Source organism: Vibrio ruber DSM 16370 (assembly GCF_900163965.1).
GTDB classification, from domain to species: Bacteria; Pseudomonadota; Gammaproteobacteria; order Enterobacterales; family Vibrionaceae; genus Vibrio; species Vibrio ruber.
Map to the genome: position 1 here is coordinate 1 of NZ_FULE01000073.1, position 16886 is coordinate 16886.

Here is a 16886-nt window from a genome sequence, read left to right on the forward strand (position 1 = left end):
GGTTCAAATTGTCTGAGTTGATCGAGCAAGTCGTTTCGTCTAACTTTTTTGTTCAAAAGAACCAGACGTTTGTCATCTAATGCACAGATTTGGAAAACGTTTTTTGCCAAGTCGATACTGATTACGCTACATTTCATGGTGGTCACTCCTGATTTCGATTGTTGATATCACTTCAATCATGGCACATCACGATGCCGAGTGATGGAGTGACCATCCCATCAGAAGATCTTTTTTTGTTTGGCGGCGTCACACGCTTTCCAGAACCGGCTTTTACGGGCGTTCTGCCCGGAAAAGCCTAACCATTCTTCCATGAATGGTTTTCTTTGATTGGTGGTTTGTTTGAATTGGGTGAAATCTCTTTAAGGCGGAGCCAACTTGATCGATGCTCTCAGGGTGAAAAATCATGGAAGATTTTTCAGGATTGCCTGAGCAGGATGCGAATCAATCCGACCCTGATTACGCGTGATGGACTCAACCCCGAGGCCTTTTGGGGTACTTTTTCGGCCGTGAAAAAGTACCTGGGGCGCAGTCGGAGATGGTAATGAAGCCAAGGAAAGTGATTGCGTCCCAAACACTAGCATTACAATTTATCTTCCTAGCCTCCGGCTCCCAGATTTGACGCACAATTGCGTTTTTCAATTTCAGTGACATCGGTGCTCTGTGCGCCAGTTACTCTTGCAGAGACAAGCGTAACCAGAAGATCTTTTTTGTTTGGCGGCGTCGCACGTTGTCCAGAACCGGCTTTTACGGGCGTCCTGCCCGGAAAAGCCTAACCATTCTTCCATGAATGGTTTTCTTCGTTTGATGGTTTGTTTGAATTGGGTGAAATCTCTTTAAGGCGAAGCCAACTTGAACGATGCTCTCAGGGTAAAATTCACGGATGAATTTTAAGCTTTTCGTGAGCAGGAGCGAATAAAAGCGTCCCTGATAACAGGCACTGAGCTCAACCCCTAGGCCTTTTTGGGTACTTTTTCGGCCTTAAAAAGTACCTGGGGCGCAGTTGGGGATGCGAATAAAATCGAAGAAAGTCATTGCGCACCAAACACCTGCATCACAAGTTTTATCTTCCTAGCCTCCGGCTCCCAAATTTGACGCACAATTTCGTTCCTCAATTTCAGAAGCACCGGTGCTCTGTGCGCCAGTTCATCTTTCAGAGATGAAAGACGAACCAGAAAATCTTTTTTGTTTGGCTTGGTCGCGCGTTGTCCAGAACCAGCTTTTACGGGCGTCCTGCCCGGAAAAGCCTAACCATTCTTCCATGAATGGTTTTCTTGGTTGGGTGGTTGATTTGAATAAAGTGAAACATTGAATCAACGAAGCTCAACTGATCGATGTGCTCAGGGTAAAATTCATGGATGAATTTTAAGCTTTTCGTGAGCAGGAGCGAATAAAAGCGACCCTGATTACGCGCACCGAACTCAAAAAGATGCTTTTGGTTCCTTTTGACATCCATCAAAAGGAACTGGGGCGCAGTCAGAGATGTCGATGAAATCGAAGAAAGTCATTGCGTCCCAAACCACAACCTAATGATAATAAGCAGAATTTACCCCGTCTTCCCTGTTACCCCCATTCCAAAAATAACCACTCCCCATCAAAACCCCAAATTTAAACATGTTTTATAAATCCATTTGAGTATAATTATGAATTCATATGAAAATAACTTTATCAATAAGCATCCATCGATAAAATAATCACGGCTCAGCCAACAACGTCAATGAACTATCAAACCACTCAAATCGATAACCTGATGCGTTATGAATTTACTCAAGTTGAAGGGGATTTTGCTTCTTTACGTGAGTCAGATGTGAAATCCGTTATCCCTGCCGGAATACGCTTTGCGGATTTTCTCGAACAGCTTCGCAGCGGCCATCAGGTGTTACTGACGGATGTGCCATCGATTCCGTTGTTGATCCGGGATCGGGATGAATGGGGCAATCAATATTGGCGAGTCAATCCTGCGGTTGAGCCTCATCTCGACTTGCTGGCTAACAAGGCTTATACCGCCAGAGTTGAATGGATCAATCATGGCATTGGTTCAACTTATTCCGGCAGTGTGAATGCCTCTGTTTCTACCGAGCCTTATGTCGAACGCGAACCTGTGAAACTCACTTTAGCAGAACGTCTGAACAAGCAGCGTCAGGAGCGGTTACGGGAGCTGGATAAAATTCAACTGCCTTCATCCGCATGGCAAAACGCATTTAACAAACCGCCCGTCAAACGCTCCCGTTTCGCCAAATCTGCGCTGGTGCCGAGCGGTACGTGTGACATCGGTACACAAAGAGAGTCGCTTTCTGCGCTGGGGGATTATGCAGCTTATACACTGGCCATCGGGCAAGGGGTAAGTGCAGCATCTGGAGAAGCTTTTTTAACGCGTATTGGCGGCGCTGCGCTGGCAGAACTGCCGGGAATGGCGATGAAGATCGTCGGGCGGGCTGGCATTCTGGCGGCATTTGTGCCTAACAAATTAGCGGACAGTACGCTCTACAGTGCAGCCGATATGCGCAATAAAACCACGGTTGAAACCAATATTCGCTTGGGTTTCAATACGGAAGGGCGAATTTACGGCTATCACGTCAATGGGGCGAATATTCCTAAGCGTGAGGTAAAACGGGTCGGTGAGCGGTTTGCTGTTGAGTTAGAGCCGGATATCACCATTGAATGGGTGCCGATCAGCGGCGATTTTGGCGGTAAACCGATTCTGGTTAATCCCATCCCGGATATGGAAAAGTTCGATATCTGGATCCATCCGCAAGCGGAGCAAGGCCAAGAATTTGATAACACCTACATTACGCCAATTGCTGATGCAGAGCTGCAAGACTATATTCTGACCTTTCCGGCAGAGACTGGGTTACCGCCGTTGTATGTGGTGTATAATTTGACACCTAAAACGCGATTACCACGAACGAATGGACGGTGGATTCAAGGTGTGCCCGGTAATGGGCTATGGCAGTCTGATTTAGATGTAGTCAACAGAGTAACCAACGGTGAGGCAATCCCCTTTAAAAATGGGAGACCGATTTTTGATAAATGGTCAAAAGGTCGTCTTATCTTTGAAAATGGCGTGTTAGACGGGACGAAAGACGATTTCACGAGAGTTTATGATGAAATAGCAAACGCTAAAAATCTTTCTAGTAGTCATGCAGCAAAGAACCTTTTGAGAGATAAAGGATTAACTCCTCACCATCATACTTTAACTGAAATACAGCTTATTCCGACTGACTTACATAGTAATATTCCACATATTGGTTCAGCATCAGACATGAGGTCACATAACAAATGATCAACATAGAGAAAAAACTTGAAGAACTCAATGTGATACTAGCTATTGAAGAGGTAAATACCGCGCTTCCACCTATGCCATCTAGTGCGAGCCATATTGTTCGCCACTACAAGAGATCAGTTCTTTTTTCTGAAAATGTCATTTTTAAACCGCAGTACAAAACGAGTTTAGAAGGCAGGAATGGAGATCTGTCATTAGAGGTTCTGTGGGGAATAGAGGATAGTCCTTTTAACATCGAGAAAGCCAACCAAAGTTTGAAAAATTTAGAAGCAGAGAGTGACCTTTACTCAATTGGCGGTAGTTCAGGAAGTAATCATATTTGTGTATCAACGGATGACAATGCTATTTATTTGTTCACGAATGGTATTGATATGACAAGGTTTAAATTATTTGATCATGCTGATGATTTTTTTAATGCCCTGACAATTGAAAAAAGCAGTGGTTCGGACGACTCTCAAGCGGTATCTGTTCAATTGGATTTCTAGACTTAGTCAGCTTGCGGAGGCTGTTCATTCTTGGTGTCATAGCTCGAAGCCGAAGCCTGAGAAAATCATTGGGGAAAGAAATAAAAAAGAACCGCGTCGCATTTTACCTTTGAGTCGTGCTAAAACGATGATAAACGGTGTTTTTTGCTGAGTGCTTCTTTTATGCTAGCGCTATTCATCCACAACGAGTTTCAATACTGCGATTATGAAAACATCCCTCGACCATCTGCCCGAATATAAACAGCGTGAGCTGGCGGACATCTCAACGATTCTGCGCGATACACTGGAAGATTACCTGCAAGGCAAACAGGGCAGTAAGAGTGAGTTTCGCATTCTGAAAATTATTCTGTTCGGCAGCCATGCTAAAGGCAGTTGGGTCAAGGATCCGGTCAATGGTTATATTAGTGATTACGATATTCTGGTGATCGTTAATAAAGCGGCTTTGGTGGAGGATTATGTAGTCTGGCAGCGGGCCGAAGAGCAAATTGATCGTAAAGTGAAATCGGCCCCGTTAGGTTTGATTGTCCACGATTTAAAGGAAGTGAACGAGCGCTTGCAACAGGGTCACTATTTCTTTAAAGATATTCGCGAAGAGGGCATTGAACTATTTGCCGCGACGCCGAAACCACTGGCAATGCCGGGGGATTTGACTGAGGAAGAGCTGCGAGAGATAGCCCGTAAGCATTATGAACAGTGGATAGAGAATGCCGCTGATAGTATTAAAGTTTTCCATTATACTTTTCATGAATCCATGCTTAATGCAGCAGCATTCAACCTGCATCAGGCAACGGAGCGTCTTTTTGCCTGTACATTGCTGACTTGTACTAACTATCTCCCGAAATCCCACAATATCGAGAAACTTGGCAACCTGTGCGCGCAGATTGATCCGGCCTTTGCTGAGATTTTCCCGATGGACAACAAATTTCACCGCCGTAGTTTCCGGCGTCTGCAACGGGCGTATATTGATGCGCGTTATTCAGCGCACTACGAAATCACTGAAGAAGAGTTGAATTATTTGGTGGCAGAGGTGCAGCGGTTGCAGGCGTTAACCGAACAGGTTTGTCGGGGGAGGATAGGGGATTGAGTGTTGTATTTTGGTTCTCTTAGCCATCGGCTCCCAAATTTGACGCACAATCAGCGTCAGTGATTTCAGAGGCATTGGTGTTCTGTGCGCCAGTTACTCTTGCAGAGGTGCAAGCGTAACCAGAAGATCTTTTTTGTTTGACGGAGTCACACGCGTTCCAGAACCAGCTTTTACGGGCGTCCTGCCCGGAAAAGCCTAATCATTCATCCTTGAATGATTTTCTTTGATTGGTGGTTTGTTTGAATTGGGTGAAATCTCTTTAAGGCGAAGCCAACTTGTTCTTTTTATGTGGATACTTTCTGGGTTTTGGCTTTACCCACCTTGGGTAAGTTCTGTCTTCCCGCCTTGGTGGAAGCTTAAAGTAGCTCATTTGTTCCAATAAGGATTCATAATGTTTTGGGATATTACCTGGACTTGTCAGCGGTAAAGTTGCAAAAAACTGAGTGATTGCCATGGAACAACTGGTAAAACTGAGTTGATTTGGCCAAACACTATCCAGTTTTTTAGCTGCGGCTGTCATCCCTAATCGTATCAGATTGTAACAGAGCAAATGACTTGTCAACTCCATATGACAGACCATTCTAATTTGAGGGTAAGTATTCTCGCGATGTTGATTACTTTGAGTTTCAAAGACTTGATGATTTTCTAACGTGTCTGCGGCTCGCCATACTACCCCATCAACAGCGAATAAATTAAGTCCCGCCCATTGTTCAAACGAATTCGTTTCATATCCGTGTTGAGCGACGGCTTTAAATACTTCTTTTACTGCATCAGCCCCCAAACGTTGCCTTGCTTGGACCAACGCACTTGGTGCGACCAACGGTTTTTTATCTGGCAACATGATATCCATCTGAGTCGCAATATCCCAAACAGACTTCTGACGATATAGCGCCATTCCGATGATTGACCATAGCACGGTTTCAAGTGGTAGTCGGCGCTTTCTCAACGTTGCGACTCCAGCTTGTTTGAAGCCTTTTAAAGATCGGTCAAATGATCTCGAAAATTTCTTAACTGATCGGCATTACGCCGTAATGGCGCTGTTTTTTTATGCCTTCCCTTTCTTAAGCTTTTCTTAAGTTTTCTTTTTTATGCTGCTGTTAGGTCTTCAAGAGGGTTGAATGATGCAAGCAGCTCGGTGCGATTCTTCAATGACATTAGAGATGATTGGTGAGGCGCATCCCATGCGTCATCAGGTTGAACAGTATATTACCGCAAGGTATTCATCTGCGTTTGATGCCAGGATAGAACAGTTTATGCCGCAATTTCTGGCTTTGTTGCAGGGGAGAGGAATTCAGTCAATTTGTGGTTATCGAGCCGCATCTGAAGCGCATTTATTTCTGGAGCAATATTTAGATTGTGCGGCTGAACAAGCTGTCTCTGAGGCGTTTGCACAGCATATTGATCGCACGACACTGATTGAGTTCGGGCAACTCGCGTCATTCTCCAAAGGGATATCGCCGTTTCATTTTTATCTGATTGCGCAACGTTTGGTCGAGATGGGATATCAGTGGTGTATCTGTACAGTCACTGATCCGCTCTATGCGTTAATGAAGCGCTTAGGGCTCAAACCTGTCGTAATTGCTCAAGCTGATGCTCAACGCGTCAGTAATGCCAGTCAGTGGGGCAGTTATTATCAGCTTCGTCCGCGTATTGTGGCCGGTGATTTGCAACAAAGCCTGACTCATCTGAAGCGCTATTGGCTGACCAAAGGCATCTGTACAGAGTGAGATACTGTCAATGAGTGAAACCATTTTATCTGCGTTATTTTCCCATGCGAGTCAGCGTCCGAATGCAATTGCATTTATTGGCCAGAATGCCCTTGGTGAAACAGAGACTCTGACGTTCCGACAACTGTCTGAACAAGTTTGTCATTATGCCGGTGTGTTCAGCGCATTCCAGTCACATTGTGTTGCCATCTATGCCGAGAATAGTTTGTCTTGGTTGATTGCTGATTTAGCGGCCATGTATGCACAGATTCCTTGTGTACCACTACCTAAATTTTTTAGTTCTGCTCAGATTGAGCATGTGTTGTCTCATACAGGGACAGACACTCTTGTCTATGATCAGCCTCTGTCGGGATTTGAGCCCTGTGGTGAACTGAACGACTGTGCTATTGGCCAGCGCTCGGAATTATCTCAGTCGTCTGAACGATCTCGCTGTAACGAGAGTATCTTACCGGGGACAGTCAAAATTACGTTTACCTCGGGTTCAACCGGGCAGCCTAAAGGGGTGTGTCTGAGTCAGCAGAACCTCGATCAGGTGACATTGAGTCTGGCGCAGGCGATGGCAAAACAAAATGGTTTAGAAAAACATTTAGTGATGTTGCCCTTGTCCACATTGCTGGAAAATATTACTGGTGTGTATGTCCCCCTAATGCTTGGTTTGACCTCGGTGGTGGTCGATGGGGCATTGGTCGGGCTTCAGGGATCGAGTCATTTTGTACCGGAGCAATTTGCCGGCGCGCTGATGAAATACCAACCCAATTCTCTGGTACTGACCCCGGCTCTGTTACATGCGTTACTTGCTGTGACTCGCAATCTTCCTCAGCTTGCAGCATCGCTTCAGTTTGTTGCTGTCGGTGGTGCCAGAGTGACTCCGCAAACATTGGTTGAAGCTCACCGTTTGGGATTGCCGGTCTATGAAGGATACGGATTATCTGAATGTGGTTCGGTGGTGAGTCTCAATACACCCCAAGCCAACTGTCCCGGCACTGCGGGTAAGATTTTGCCTCATGCTGAAGTCCGAATCGCTGATGATGGTGAAATTATGGTCAGAGGCGCTGTTGTCCTCGGATATATCAATCAGCCTTTGGTCTGCGAGTGGGTAGCAACCGGTGATCTGGGTGATATTGACGAGCAGGGCTTTTTATCGGTTCGGGGAAGAAAGAAGACCCAGATTATTACTGGATTTGGCCGCAATATTTCTCCGGAATGGATTGAATCTGAAGCTCAGCAATGGGATGTATTGCGAAGTTTAATTGTTGTCGGTGAGGCAAAAAACCGGCTTATGGGCGTTGTTTTGTCTCAGGATGTAGAGCAAGTGATGAATGCGATAGTCGCGTTGAATCATCAGCTACCTGATTATGCTCGTATTTGTCAGGTGATATTGATTTTATCACCGCAACAATACCGGGCTTTGTTGACTGCAAACGGGCGTCCGATACGACATCTGGTCGAAGCGCAGGTGAACTTATGGTGCGACAGTGTTGAGTCTTTTCAGAACGTGATAAAGCGAATTGATATCGAACTTGAACATTGTGAATTTAAAAATTGATTGTGGAGTAGAACAGATGAGTGATTTTTTTAATCAATTGCAACAAGCAACCCGGCCTGCTCGTGAGGTGATGCTCTCTGCACCGATTATTACGGCATGTAGTCGGGGCGACATTAATCTGGCTCAGTATCAGGCATTTCTGACGCAGGCATATCATCATGTGAAACATACCGTGCCACTACTTATGGCATGTGGTGCCCGCCTTGGAGAAGAGAAAGAGTGGTTACGGGTCGCGATTGCAGAATATATTGAGGAAGAGATCGGTCACCACGAGTGGATTTTGAATGATATTCGCGCTTGTGGCGGCTCGGCTGATGATGTGCGCAACAATCAGAATGATGGTGCGGTTTGTTCAGCGATTGAGTTGATGACCGCCTATCTGTATCACCAGATTGACCGTGGTAATCCGCTGGCATTATTCGGTATGGTTTGGGTATTGGAAGGAACGAGTGTTGGTATTGGCGGGCAGGTTGCTCAGCAGGTCAAGCAGACGCTCAATTTGCAGGATGATGCATTGACTTATCTGACTTCTCATAGTGAACTTGATCAGGAGCATATCCAGTTTTTTGCTTGTCTGATGGATCGGATTACCGATCCGGATGAACAGCAAGTGATTATCCGTTCTGCCAATATGGTATTTCAGCTGTACGGACAAATGCTACAGACGCTAACCCAATAAATGATAGATAATCATCGAGGAGCATAAGGTTATGAGAGCGAGTATCAAAAATCGGATAATGACAGCGTGCTGTCTTTTGATCGGGTCATCATCCGTATGGGCAAGTAGTGCTGATCCGCTGACCACGATTCAGAAAAAATGGGCTGAGTGCCAGTATCAATCGAAGGATGAAGATCAGCAAATCTACTGTCTGGAAAACTTGGTAAAACTGAGTGAAAGCTCGCTTCAGAATGCACCGGAGCGCAATGATTTAAAAATATGGCTGGCAATTAGTAAGAGTTCACTGGCAGGCGCGGATGGTGGACTAGGGGGGCTTTCTTTGGCGAAAGAAGCCAAAGCTTTACTCGAAGATGTGGTGAAAACTGCGCCGGAGACATTAGATGGTTCAGCTTATGTCACATTAGGAACGTTGTACTATAAAGTGCCGGGATGGCCGGTTGGGTTTGGCGATGATGATAAAGCTGAAGAGTTGCTCAAAAAGGCTTTGAAATATAATCCGGATGGGATTGATCCCAACTATTTTTATGGTGATTTCCTCGCCGAAGACGGGCGCAAAGCTGAAGCGATTGAATATTTGAAACGTGCTGCCGCAGCACCGCCGAGAGAAACGAGACCACTTGCTGATCAGGGACGAATGGCCGAAGTTCAGCGGCGTTTAAAAGAGTTAGGTGCTCAATGAGACTATTGCTGGTCGAAGATGATGTGTTATTAGGACAGTCGATGGTGACGGCATTAAGTCGTCAGGGTTACACGGTTGACTGGCTTGAACGAGGTGCCGGTGTTGTAACTGCTCTGAAAACAGAGCAGTTTACCGCGATTATTCTTGATCTCATGTTGCCAGATATTGGCGGATTTGAGGTTCTGAAAGCGGTACGGCGCGCCGGATATTCATTACCGATTATGATTTTAACCGCCCGTGATGAAATTCAAGATCGGGTGAAAGGTTTAGATGGTGGTGCTGACGATTATCTGGTGAAGCCATTTGCATTAGAAGAACTACTGGCTCGTTTACGTGTGATGATCCGGCGTCTCTCCGGTGCAACGGATAGTCAGGTGGAAGTCGGAGACTTAGTTTTGTCTCTGGACAGACAGGTGGTATTGTTCCAGGGACAGGCACTGAAGTTGACCAATAATGAATTTAAATTGTTGGCCTCACTGATGAATCATGCCGGACGTGTGATGAGTAAAGAGCAACTCCAACAGTCTCTACACGGCTGGGATGAAGGCAGTAGTGATAATGCGATTGAAGTGCATATCCATAATTTGCGTAAGAAAGTCCCGGGGAATGTGATTAAAAATATTCGTGGTGTAGGATATATCATTGAAAAATAATAAAAAAATGTATTCTATAAAAAAGCGTATTACATTGTCGATGATTGCGCTTTCTTCAGTGTTCATTCTCATTTCTTTATTTTTCAGCTATAGCTCGTCACATCATGAGATTCTGGAAGTTTATGATGCGCGGTTAGGACAGACGGCCAAACTCTTTTTACTCAGTCTGCCAGATTCCGGCACGCTAAAAGTGAGTTCTGAAAATGTCAGGCTGCTAGATGGCTGGATGCAAAATATCCGGGATGCGCATAGCGGTGATGAAGCAACGGCTTATGGCCATCCCTATGAACAGAAATTACTTATTCAGTTGTATCGGGATGGCAAAGTTGTCTGGGGATCGCACCTGCGTAATCATGTGATTGTACATGATCCCACTTATTCCGGATTTGGCTATGTTGAGATAGCAGACAAGGAGTGGCGATATTTTCAACTCCCCTTAACACGAAACAATTCACAGCACTCTGAGTACATTATTGTTGCGGAGCAGCAAGCCGTCCGTAATGAGATGATTACCGAACTGGCGTTTTCTACGTTGGTGCCACAGCTCGTGCTAATCCCCTGTTTAGCGCTGGTGCTGTACTTTTTGATTGACCGCCACTTCGCACCGATTACGGAATTGCAACAGGCTATTTCCCGGCGGAGTGTCAGTAAGCTTGATTCTGTGACGGTCGGGCTTGATACCACCGAATTGTCATCGTTGGTGACCACATTAAACCGATTACTCGCCGAGTTGGACAGCGCATGGAAACGAGAAAAACGCTTTACCGGTATGGCGGCTCATGAGTTGAAAACCCCGTTAGCAGTATTGCGATTGAATGCTGAAAACGCACTAAACAGTGACCGGGAAGAGGATTTACAGACTGACTTACACAATATTTTGCGAGGCATTGAACGTTCAGATCGCCTGATTCAGCAGTTACTCACTTTAGCCCGGGTTGAAAACATTCATAGTATGGAACGGGTTGAAATCGATTTGAAACGTTTAGTTCAATATGTCATGGGAGAACTTGCACCGTTGGCGTTGCGAAATAAACAGGAGATGTCACTGACCGGGGATAACTGTCTGATCCTCGGAGATGAATCGTTACTGGGAATTTTACTCAGTAATTTGATTGATAATGCGATTCGCTATGCTGGCAAGGGGCAGCAGATTACGGTCACACTGAAAGATTTACCGGATCGGGTACAGGTTTATGTTTCCGATACCGGTGAAGATTTAACCGCCGAAGCGCGTGAAAAATTATTTGAAAGTTTTTATCGTTCGAATCGTGAAAGAGGTGATGGCGCTGGGTTGGGGCTGTCGATCACGAGGGATATTGTCAAGTTGCATTATGGGACGGTAGAACTGTTGCCCCGCAAGGATCAGGCAAATACATTTTTAGTGTCATTGATGAAAAATCAATATGAGCTTTAGCCTGCGTTGTTGACAGGCAAGTAGCAAGAAGACGGAAAAACATAAGGAACGTCGGGTATGGATTTGCAGCATAAACGTGTTTTGTTGACGGGAGCCTCTGGCGGTATTGGTCAGGCGATAGCGACTGAGCTGGCAGCTGCGGGCGCAAATTTGTTGCTAGTCGGGCGAAACCACGAGAAATTGGAAGCAGTCAGAGCTACCCTTGCCACACCGGAAAATCATATGGTGTTTTCTGCTGACCTCACTTGTGAAACGGATCTGGAGCGCTTAAATCATAAAAGCAATCAGTTGTATGAATCCGGCGAGAGGATCGACATCGTGATCAATAATGCGGGTGTGAATGAATTCAACTTTCTCGCTAATCGCACTGTTGCATCCATACAACAGGAACTGAATTTGAATCTGTTCGTACCGGTGTTAGTCAGTCGAATGGCATTGAATTGGTTGAATCGTCCGGGGATTATTTTGAATATCGGTTCGGCATTCGGAGGTATCGGTTATCCGGGTTATAGCATTTACTGTGGTGCCAAAGCCGGTATGTATCGCTTTAGTGAAGCTCTGGATCGGGAATTGGATGATTCCGGGATTCGAGTACTGTATGTTGCGCCCCGGGCAACGGATACGGATTTGAACTCACCGCTGGTCAAACAGATGAATCAGGAACTCGGCAATCGCAGTGATTCACCACAAGTGGTTGCAAAACGGGTGCTCAAGTCCTTAAAAGAGGAAACTACATCTTGTTGGATTGGCTGGCCGGAAAAACTGTTTGTACGGGTGAACCAGATTTTCCCCGCTGTTGTTGCCCGGTCTATTCGCCGCCAGCAAGCGAGAATCCATCACTTCATTAATATGATTCATTCAGAGAAAGAGTAAAAATCGTGCGAAAAAACCTTAAATGAATGGATTCAAGTAAATTGGACACAATGTCACAATTGTTTTTTGTTCGGTGGCATATTTTTGATGTGACTCACATATTTTTTGTAAGAAGTCACGTTTAATAGACTGAATGCTTGAGAAAGATTAAAGCTGATGACGTCAGTTGCAAGTATCAGTAATAAGCGCGGTGACTAACAACGCTGGCTGAAACGAAAAAAATATAATAAAGCATAAATAAGGGCCTGTCTGAGACAGGCCCTTATTTATTTTATCACAAATGAATCGAGTCGATTATGTGCGTTATTCTGGCTGTGACCACATTCCCTGATGCTGATGCCAGTAGGCGTGGTGATAATTCTCTCCCGAATCATGCCAAAAACCGAGGGGCTGGTTGGGGAAACTGTTTGTGCAGTGTAGCGTTTGCTCCCCGAGCTGGACATCACAGCCCAATGCCGGTGCCATGATGTATTGTCTGTCCACACAAGCCATGGGGTGGCCGATCAAAAAAGAACCGGCAATATCTTCTTCCTGAGAAGCCGGGATCACACATATATCGGTTTGAATATAGGAATAGATGTATTCAAATAGCTGTGGGTAGTGGACAGAACCACTGACGATTAGCGTTTGTAAATACTCCATGGTATAGAAGTGCCCCGGAGAAAACGCTGCCTCCCGCAGATGATCCAGATAAACAGAAGAAATATGTACGATATTACTCTTTGACTCTTCTGCCAGAGACCATAGGGCATTCATGTTGGGGAAAAAAGGGGCACCATCATAAAATACCAGCGTTGCGCCGCTGGCGAGTGCTGAAGTATGCCAGATCAAGGCTGTGCTGCTGCATGAGCAACGACTGAGCAGGCGAGTTCCCGGCTGAATATTGCAATGGAGTTGATGTTCTTTTAAATGGTTGAGAATTGTTCCCCCGATCCGATGGACAATTCGGTCTATTTTACCTGAAGGCCGCTGGTGGTGATGGATGAAAAGTGGATCATTAAATCCAATGCGTTCGTATTTGATTCCTCTGGGTAAGTAGCCGGCGAGAATTGCCTGCCAATCTGAAAACGTATCGACATAGTTAGATGAAAACTGCAGCGTTTGCAGGTATTCGATCTGGCATGTATTGAGCAAACTTGTCAGGTTATCAACCAGTTTTCGATTATTCTCTTCGGTATTGATGGTTGCCCCGGCTCGGTTATATCCATTGCTACAGAATAATACTTTGGGTTGCAGTGGTTGAAAACACGCGATAGCGGTCTGAATATCGGTATCTTCAGGGGAGAGAGAAGACCAGATCGCTCCCAGACTGGTTACTGCCAGCAAAGAGACAATGGTTTCCGGTATATGGGGGAGATAAGCAACGACAACATCACCCCGCTCGACACCGTTTTGTGTGAGCCATTGCTGAACGAGTGACACCTGATCACACAGTTGTTGCCACGTCAGCGTTTTGGTTTGACCGTTTTCATTTTTAAACCAGAGCGCAATGGTCTCAGGCTCCTGAAATGCATAAGAGAGTAAATTTTCAGCATAATTGAGCTGTGCTTGAGGAAACCAGATTGTATCGCGAGCTGCGACAAATTTCTCCCATTTGGCAATTGCTTCACCGAAGACACAATCTCCCCGAAACCCAATGACGTCGCAGTATTGCCATATTTCCAGCCAGAATTGTTTACTGTTGGTCACCGACCACTGATGAAGTTGCCCAAAATCTTCAAGCGCTTCGCCTCGCATGTTGATGTGCTGAATAAATTGGTAAAGATTTGATGAACGAATAAATTCAGGACTAGGTGTCCATAATTGAGCATCTTTTGCCATAGTTATATCTCATTGTCGTATACAGAACAGTCAATTGGCTGCGCTTACCATTCCGATTGCTGGAGCAACGGCACCTTTCCGACGAGCAGTTCATATCCAGAGACATCATCTGAAGATACATATCTAAAGTCTTGTAAGATTTGGTGAAAACGTCAAATAAGAAATGTTATTGAATGGGCTAAATGGCAAATAAAGTGAGGTGTCTGACAAAGTTTGGGTAAAAAAATAGCCAGCCACAATATTGTGTGACTGGCCGTAATTTATTGTGAACAAGTATTCATTCACTAACAACGTCAGTTGGCTAGGTGACCCTCGGCTTAAGAAGGGTCAGTACAAATACTGCATGAAGCGTGCCAAGTACAAAATACTGTAAATTTGTGCGTTTTTTAGGCAAAATAAGTCATATGAGCTTTGTTTTTTGCATATTGAAAATGCAAAATGCAAAGTAAAAACAAAATGCTAGTGATACCATTGTCATATTAGTGTTAGAGAAAGGTCATATAAATTAAAAATTTTTTTGTTATACATCTAAATATTTGATGTCTTAATTTAAATTACATCTCTCAATATTTTAATTTTTAAAATCAGTAAGTTAATTGTATTTTTTATGTTTTTGTCTAAATTTTGGCTTGAAATAAGCGCAATTCATGTGTTAGTGTTTTAGAAAATTAATTAGAGTTCAAAAGAATTAGGCATTGTCATGATCACCAACATACCATGGTCAGAAATGGCTAGAGCTACACTAGAGCGAAATTATTCGCAGTGGATTTTTAGAACCCCAGTTCGTTCAGATGGTCAGCGGATTCACGAATTAATCAGTTTGTGTCCCCCATTGGATGAAAATTCTGCATATTGTAATTTTTTACAGTCCATTCATTTCCAAAAGACGTGCATTCTTGCTGAACAGCAAGATGAGATTTTGGGATTTATTTCTGCTTATCGTAAACCAGAAAAACCATTAGAGCTGTTTATCTGGCAGGTTGCCGTTCATCCTGATGCGCGAGGGAAAGGTTTAGCGTTTGATATGTTGAAAAAGCTGCTTTCTCAGGAGAATTTGCAGGATATCGAAGCAATTGAGACCACGATTACCAAAGATAATCAAGGCTCTTGGAACCTGTTTAAGAAGTTCGACCGGGAGAATGGCCTGCGAGGACAGGTTTCGACCTTCCTTGATGAGACGCGACATTTCGATGGACAACATGAGACGGAATATCTGTATCGCATTCCGCTTGAGTCAATACCACAGACGTAGTCATGGTTAAACGTAGTCATCACTGAAGTGACAAGTACACTCCAGCGATGACTGTTGTCTGTTTATCTTATTTACCCAATCCACACATAGAAAATTTAAACAAAGGAAATGTATTCAATTATGAATATTTTCAACGAGAAAGAGTCAAACGTACAATCGTATGCCAATCACTTCCCTGTCGTGTTTGCGACGGCAAAAGGGAGCTGTCTGTATTCCGAACGTGGTGACCGCTATCTTGATTTTTTATCCGGTGCCGGTGCATTAAATTACGGTCATAACAATGCCATCTTGAAACAGGCATTGCTGGATTATATTGACCGGGATGGTGTCACGCATGGTCTGGACATGTATTCGCAGGCTAAGGCTGAATTTTTACAAGCATTTGAACACCATATTCTTCGGCCACGGATGCTGGATTATAAACTTCAGTTTACCGGACCAACCGGTACCAATGCGGTTGAAGCAGCATTAAAGCTGGCTCGTAAAGTGACTGGCCGCAGTAATGTGATTGCTTTTACCAATGGTTTCCATGGTTGCTCATATGGTGCGCTTGCCGCAACCGGTAATCAGCATCATCGGGGCGCAGCAGGACTACATTTACATGGCATTCAGCGTCTGCCGTATGACGGATATGCAGGACAAGATGGTCTGAAACTATTTGAAACCATGTTAACTGATGGTTCTTCAGGGATGGATCATCCTGCCGCTGTATTGGTTGAAACCGTGCAGGGAGAAGGTGGGCTCAATGTCGCTTCTGAAAGCTGGTTACAACGCTTGAATAGCCTGTGTAAGCGACACAAAATTTTGTTGATTGTCGATGACATTCAAGCCGGGTGTGGCCGTACCGGAACTTTCTTTAGTTTTGAGCCTGCCGGCATCACACCAGATATTGTGACGTTATCGAAATCGATTGGTGGTTATGGTCTGCCGATGTCACTGGTATTGATGAAACCAGAGCTGGATGTTTGGGAGTCCGGTGAGCATAACGGGACATTCCGTGGTAATAATCATGCGTTTGTTACCGCAACCAAAGCCATTGAAACCTATTGGACCAACCATGACCTTGAACATCACATTGGTGAGTGTGCCCAAGAAGTCACCAATGTTGTCGAGAAAATGATCCGTCGATATCCAGAGCTACTTTCACGACGTAAAGGTCGTGGTTTGATGCAGGGAGTGGAATGTATTTCTGGAGAGGTTGCCGAAAAAATTGCCCGGGAATGTTTCAATCAAGGCATGATCATCGAAACAGCCGGTCCAGACGATGAAGTCCTGAAATTCTTCTGTCCGTTGACTATTAGTTCAGACGAGCTGAAAGAAGGGCTGGATATCTTTGAGCGTGCAACAGAAACCGTGGCACCGCAATACATCAAAAAAGCATCTTAAGTTAAGG

At 44.8% G+C, this 16886-nt stretch carries 13 protein-coding genes and 1 pseudogene; 12 read left to right on the plus strand and 2 right to left on the minus strand.

Features of this window, described 5'->3' with window-relative positions; genetic code table 11:
- Positions 1-1714 precede the first annotated feature (1714 nt).
- From VR7878_RS19830 to VR7878_RS19840, 3 genes are all read left to right on the plus strand, one after another.
- Entirely contained in the window at positions 1715-3280 is a 1566-nt protein-coding gene (locus VR7878_RS19830; RefSeq protein WP_077337704.1) for an S-type pyocin domain-containing protein, read from the plus strand.
- Complete coding sequence (locus tag VR7878_RS19835) at positions 3277-3765, plus strand: hypothetical protein (RefSeq protein ID WP_077337705.1); 489 nt, start codon at positions 3277-3279, stop codon at positions 3763-3765. The genes VR7878_RS19830 and VR7878_RS19835 overlap by 4 nt, the downstream gene beginning before the upstream one ends.
- Before the next feature lie 205 nt (positions 3766-3970).
- Positions 3971-4849, plus strand: coding sequence for a HEPN domain-containing protein (locus VR7878_RS19840; protein WP_077337706.1), 879 nt, complete (start codon positions 3971-3973; stop codon positions 4847-4849).
- Positions 4850-5108: 259 nt separating this feature from the next.
- On the opposite strand, the pseudogene VR7878_RS19845 reads toward VR7878_RS19840, so the two are convergent.
- Positions 5109-5807, minus strand: a pseudogene (locus VR7878_RS19845) (transposase domain-containing protein); the annotation flags it as partial.
- A gap of 163 nt (positions 5808-5970) precedes the next feature.
- Between VR7878_RS19845 and VR7878_RS19850 the strand changes: the two are divergent.
- The 7 genes from VR7878_RS19850 to VR7878_RS19880 are packed head-to-tail and all read left to right on the plus strand — an operon-like array spanning position 5971 to position 12420.
- Positions 5971-6576, plus strand: coding sequence for a thermostable hemolysin (locus VR7878_RS19850; protein WP_077337725.1), 606 nt, complete (start codon positions 5971-5973; stop codon positions 6574-6576).
- A gap of 10 nt (positions 6577-6586) precedes the next feature.
- Positions 6587-8122, plus strand: a complete 1536-nt coding sequence (locus VR7878_RS19855; protein WP_077337707.1) for an AMP-binding protein — start codon at positions 6587-6589, stop codon at positions 8120-8122.
- A gap of 16 nt (positions 8123-8138) precedes the next feature.
- The gene (locus VR7878_RS19860; RefSeq protein ID WP_077337708.1) at positions 8139-8801 is read left to right on the plus strand and encodes an iron-containing redox enzyme family protein; all 663 of its coding nucleotides are present in this window, start codon (positions 8139-8141) and stop codon (positions 8799-8801) included.
- Between the two features lie 31 nt (positions 8802-8832).
- Complete coding sequence (locus tag VR7878_RS19865) at positions 8833-9480, plus strand: tetratricopeptide repeat protein (protein WP_370737106.1); 648 nt, start codon at positions 8833-8835, stop codon at positions 9478-9480.
- Positions 9477-10133 carry a response regulator gene (locus tag VR7878_RS19870; protein ID WP_077337709.1) on the plus strand — a complete coding sequence of 219 codons (657 nt, stop codon included), beginning with the start codon at positions 9477-9479 and terminating at the stop codon, positions 10131-10133. The genes VR7878_RS19865 and VR7878_RS19870 overlap by 4 nt, the downstream gene beginning before the upstream one ends.
- Positions 10123-11547: a sensor histidine kinase gene (locus VR7878_RS19875; protein WP_077337710.1), complete on the plus strand. Its 1425-nt coding sequence runs from the start codon at positions 10123-10125 to the stop codon at positions 11545-11547. The genes VR7878_RS19870 and VR7878_RS19875 overlap by 11 nt, the downstream gene beginning before the upstream one ends.
- A gap of 57 nt (positions 11548-11604) precedes the next feature.
- The gene (locus tag VR7878_RS19880; protein WP_077337711.1) at positions 11605-12420 is read left to right on the plus strand and encodes an SDR family oxidoreductase; all 816 of its coding nucleotides are present in this window, start codon (positions 11605-11607) and stop codon (positions 12418-12420) included.
- 303 nt (positions 12421-12723) lie between these two features.
- Here the strand turns inward: VR7878_RS19880 and VR7878_RS19885 are convergent, their stop codons facing one another.
- Positions 12724-14241: an AMP-binding protein gene (locus tag VR7878_RS19885; protein WP_077337712.1), complete on the minus strand. Its 1518-nt coding sequence runs from the start codon at positions 14239-14241 to the stop codon at positions 12724-12726.
- Between the two features lie 700 nt (positions 14242-14941).
- On the opposite strand from VR7878_RS19885, the gene ectA reads away from it, so the two are divergent.
- Both ectA and ectB read left to right on the plus strand, forming a co-directional pair.
- The gene (gene ectA, locus VR7878_RS19890; RefSeq protein WP_077337713.1) at positions 14942-15493 is read left to right on the plus strand and encodes a diaminobutyrate acetyltransferase; all 552 of its coding nucleotides are present in this window, start codon (positions 14942-14944) and stop codon (positions 15491-15493) included.
- A 120-nt stretch (positions 15494-15613) separates the two neighbouring features.
- Positions 15614-16879 (plus strand): diaminobutyrate--2-oxoglutarate transaminase, encoded by a 1266-nt coding sequence (gene ectB, locus VR7878_RS19895; protein ID WP_077337714.1) that lies wholly within the window; start codon positions 15614-15616, stop codon positions 16877-16879.
- The last annotated feature ends 7 nt before the right edge of the window (positions 16880-16886 follow it).

Bases quoted from the DNA above. Each gene is read 5' to 3' on its own strand.
- VR7878_RS19830 (WP_077337704.1), top strand. From the start codon at position 1,715: ATGAACTATCAAACCACTCAAATCGATAACCTGATGCGTTATGAATTT.
- VR7878_RS19835 (WP_077337705.1), top strand. From the start codon at position 3,277: ATGATCAACATAGAGAAAAAACTTGAAGAACTCAATGTGATACTAGCT.
- VR7878_RS19840 (WP_077337706.1), top strand. From the start codon at position 3,971: ATGAAAACATCCCTCGACCATCTGCCCGAATATAAACAGCGTGAGCTG.
- VR7878_RS19850 (WP_077337725.1), top strand. From the start codon at position 5,971: ATGCAAGCAGCTCGGTGCGATTCTTCAATGACATTAGAGATGATTGGT.
- VR7878_RS19855 (WP_077337707.1), top strand. From the start codon at position 6,587: ATGAGTGAAACCATTTTATCTGCGTTATTTTCCCATGCGAGTCAGCGT.
- VR7878_RS19860 (WP_077337708.1), top strand. From the start codon at position 8,139: ATGAGTGATTTTTTTAATCAATTGCAACAAGCAACCCGGCCTGCTCGT.
- VR7878_RS19865 (WP_370737106.1), top strand. From the start codon at position 8,833: ATGAGAGCGAGTATCAAAAATCGGATAATGACAGCGTGCTGTCTTTTG.
- VR7878_RS19870 (WP_077337709.1), top strand. From the start codon at position 9,477: ATGAGACTATTGCTGGTCGAAGATGATGTGTTATTAGGACAGTCGATG.
- VR7878_RS19880 (WP_077337711.1), top strand. From the start codon at position 11,605: ATGGATTTGCAGCATAAACGTGTTTTGTTGACGGGAGCCTCTGGCGGT.
- VR7878_RS19885 (WP_077337712.1), bottom strand. From the start codon at position 14,241: ATGGCAAAAGATGCTCAATTATGGACACCTAGTCCTGAATTTATTCGT.
- ectA (WP_077337713.1), top strand. From the start codon at position 14,942: ATGATCACCAACATACCATGGTCAGAAATGGCTAGAGCTACACTAGAG.
- ectB (WP_077337714.1), top strand. From the start codon at position 15,614: ATGAATATTTTCAACGAGAAAGAGTCAAACGTACAATCGTATGCCAAT.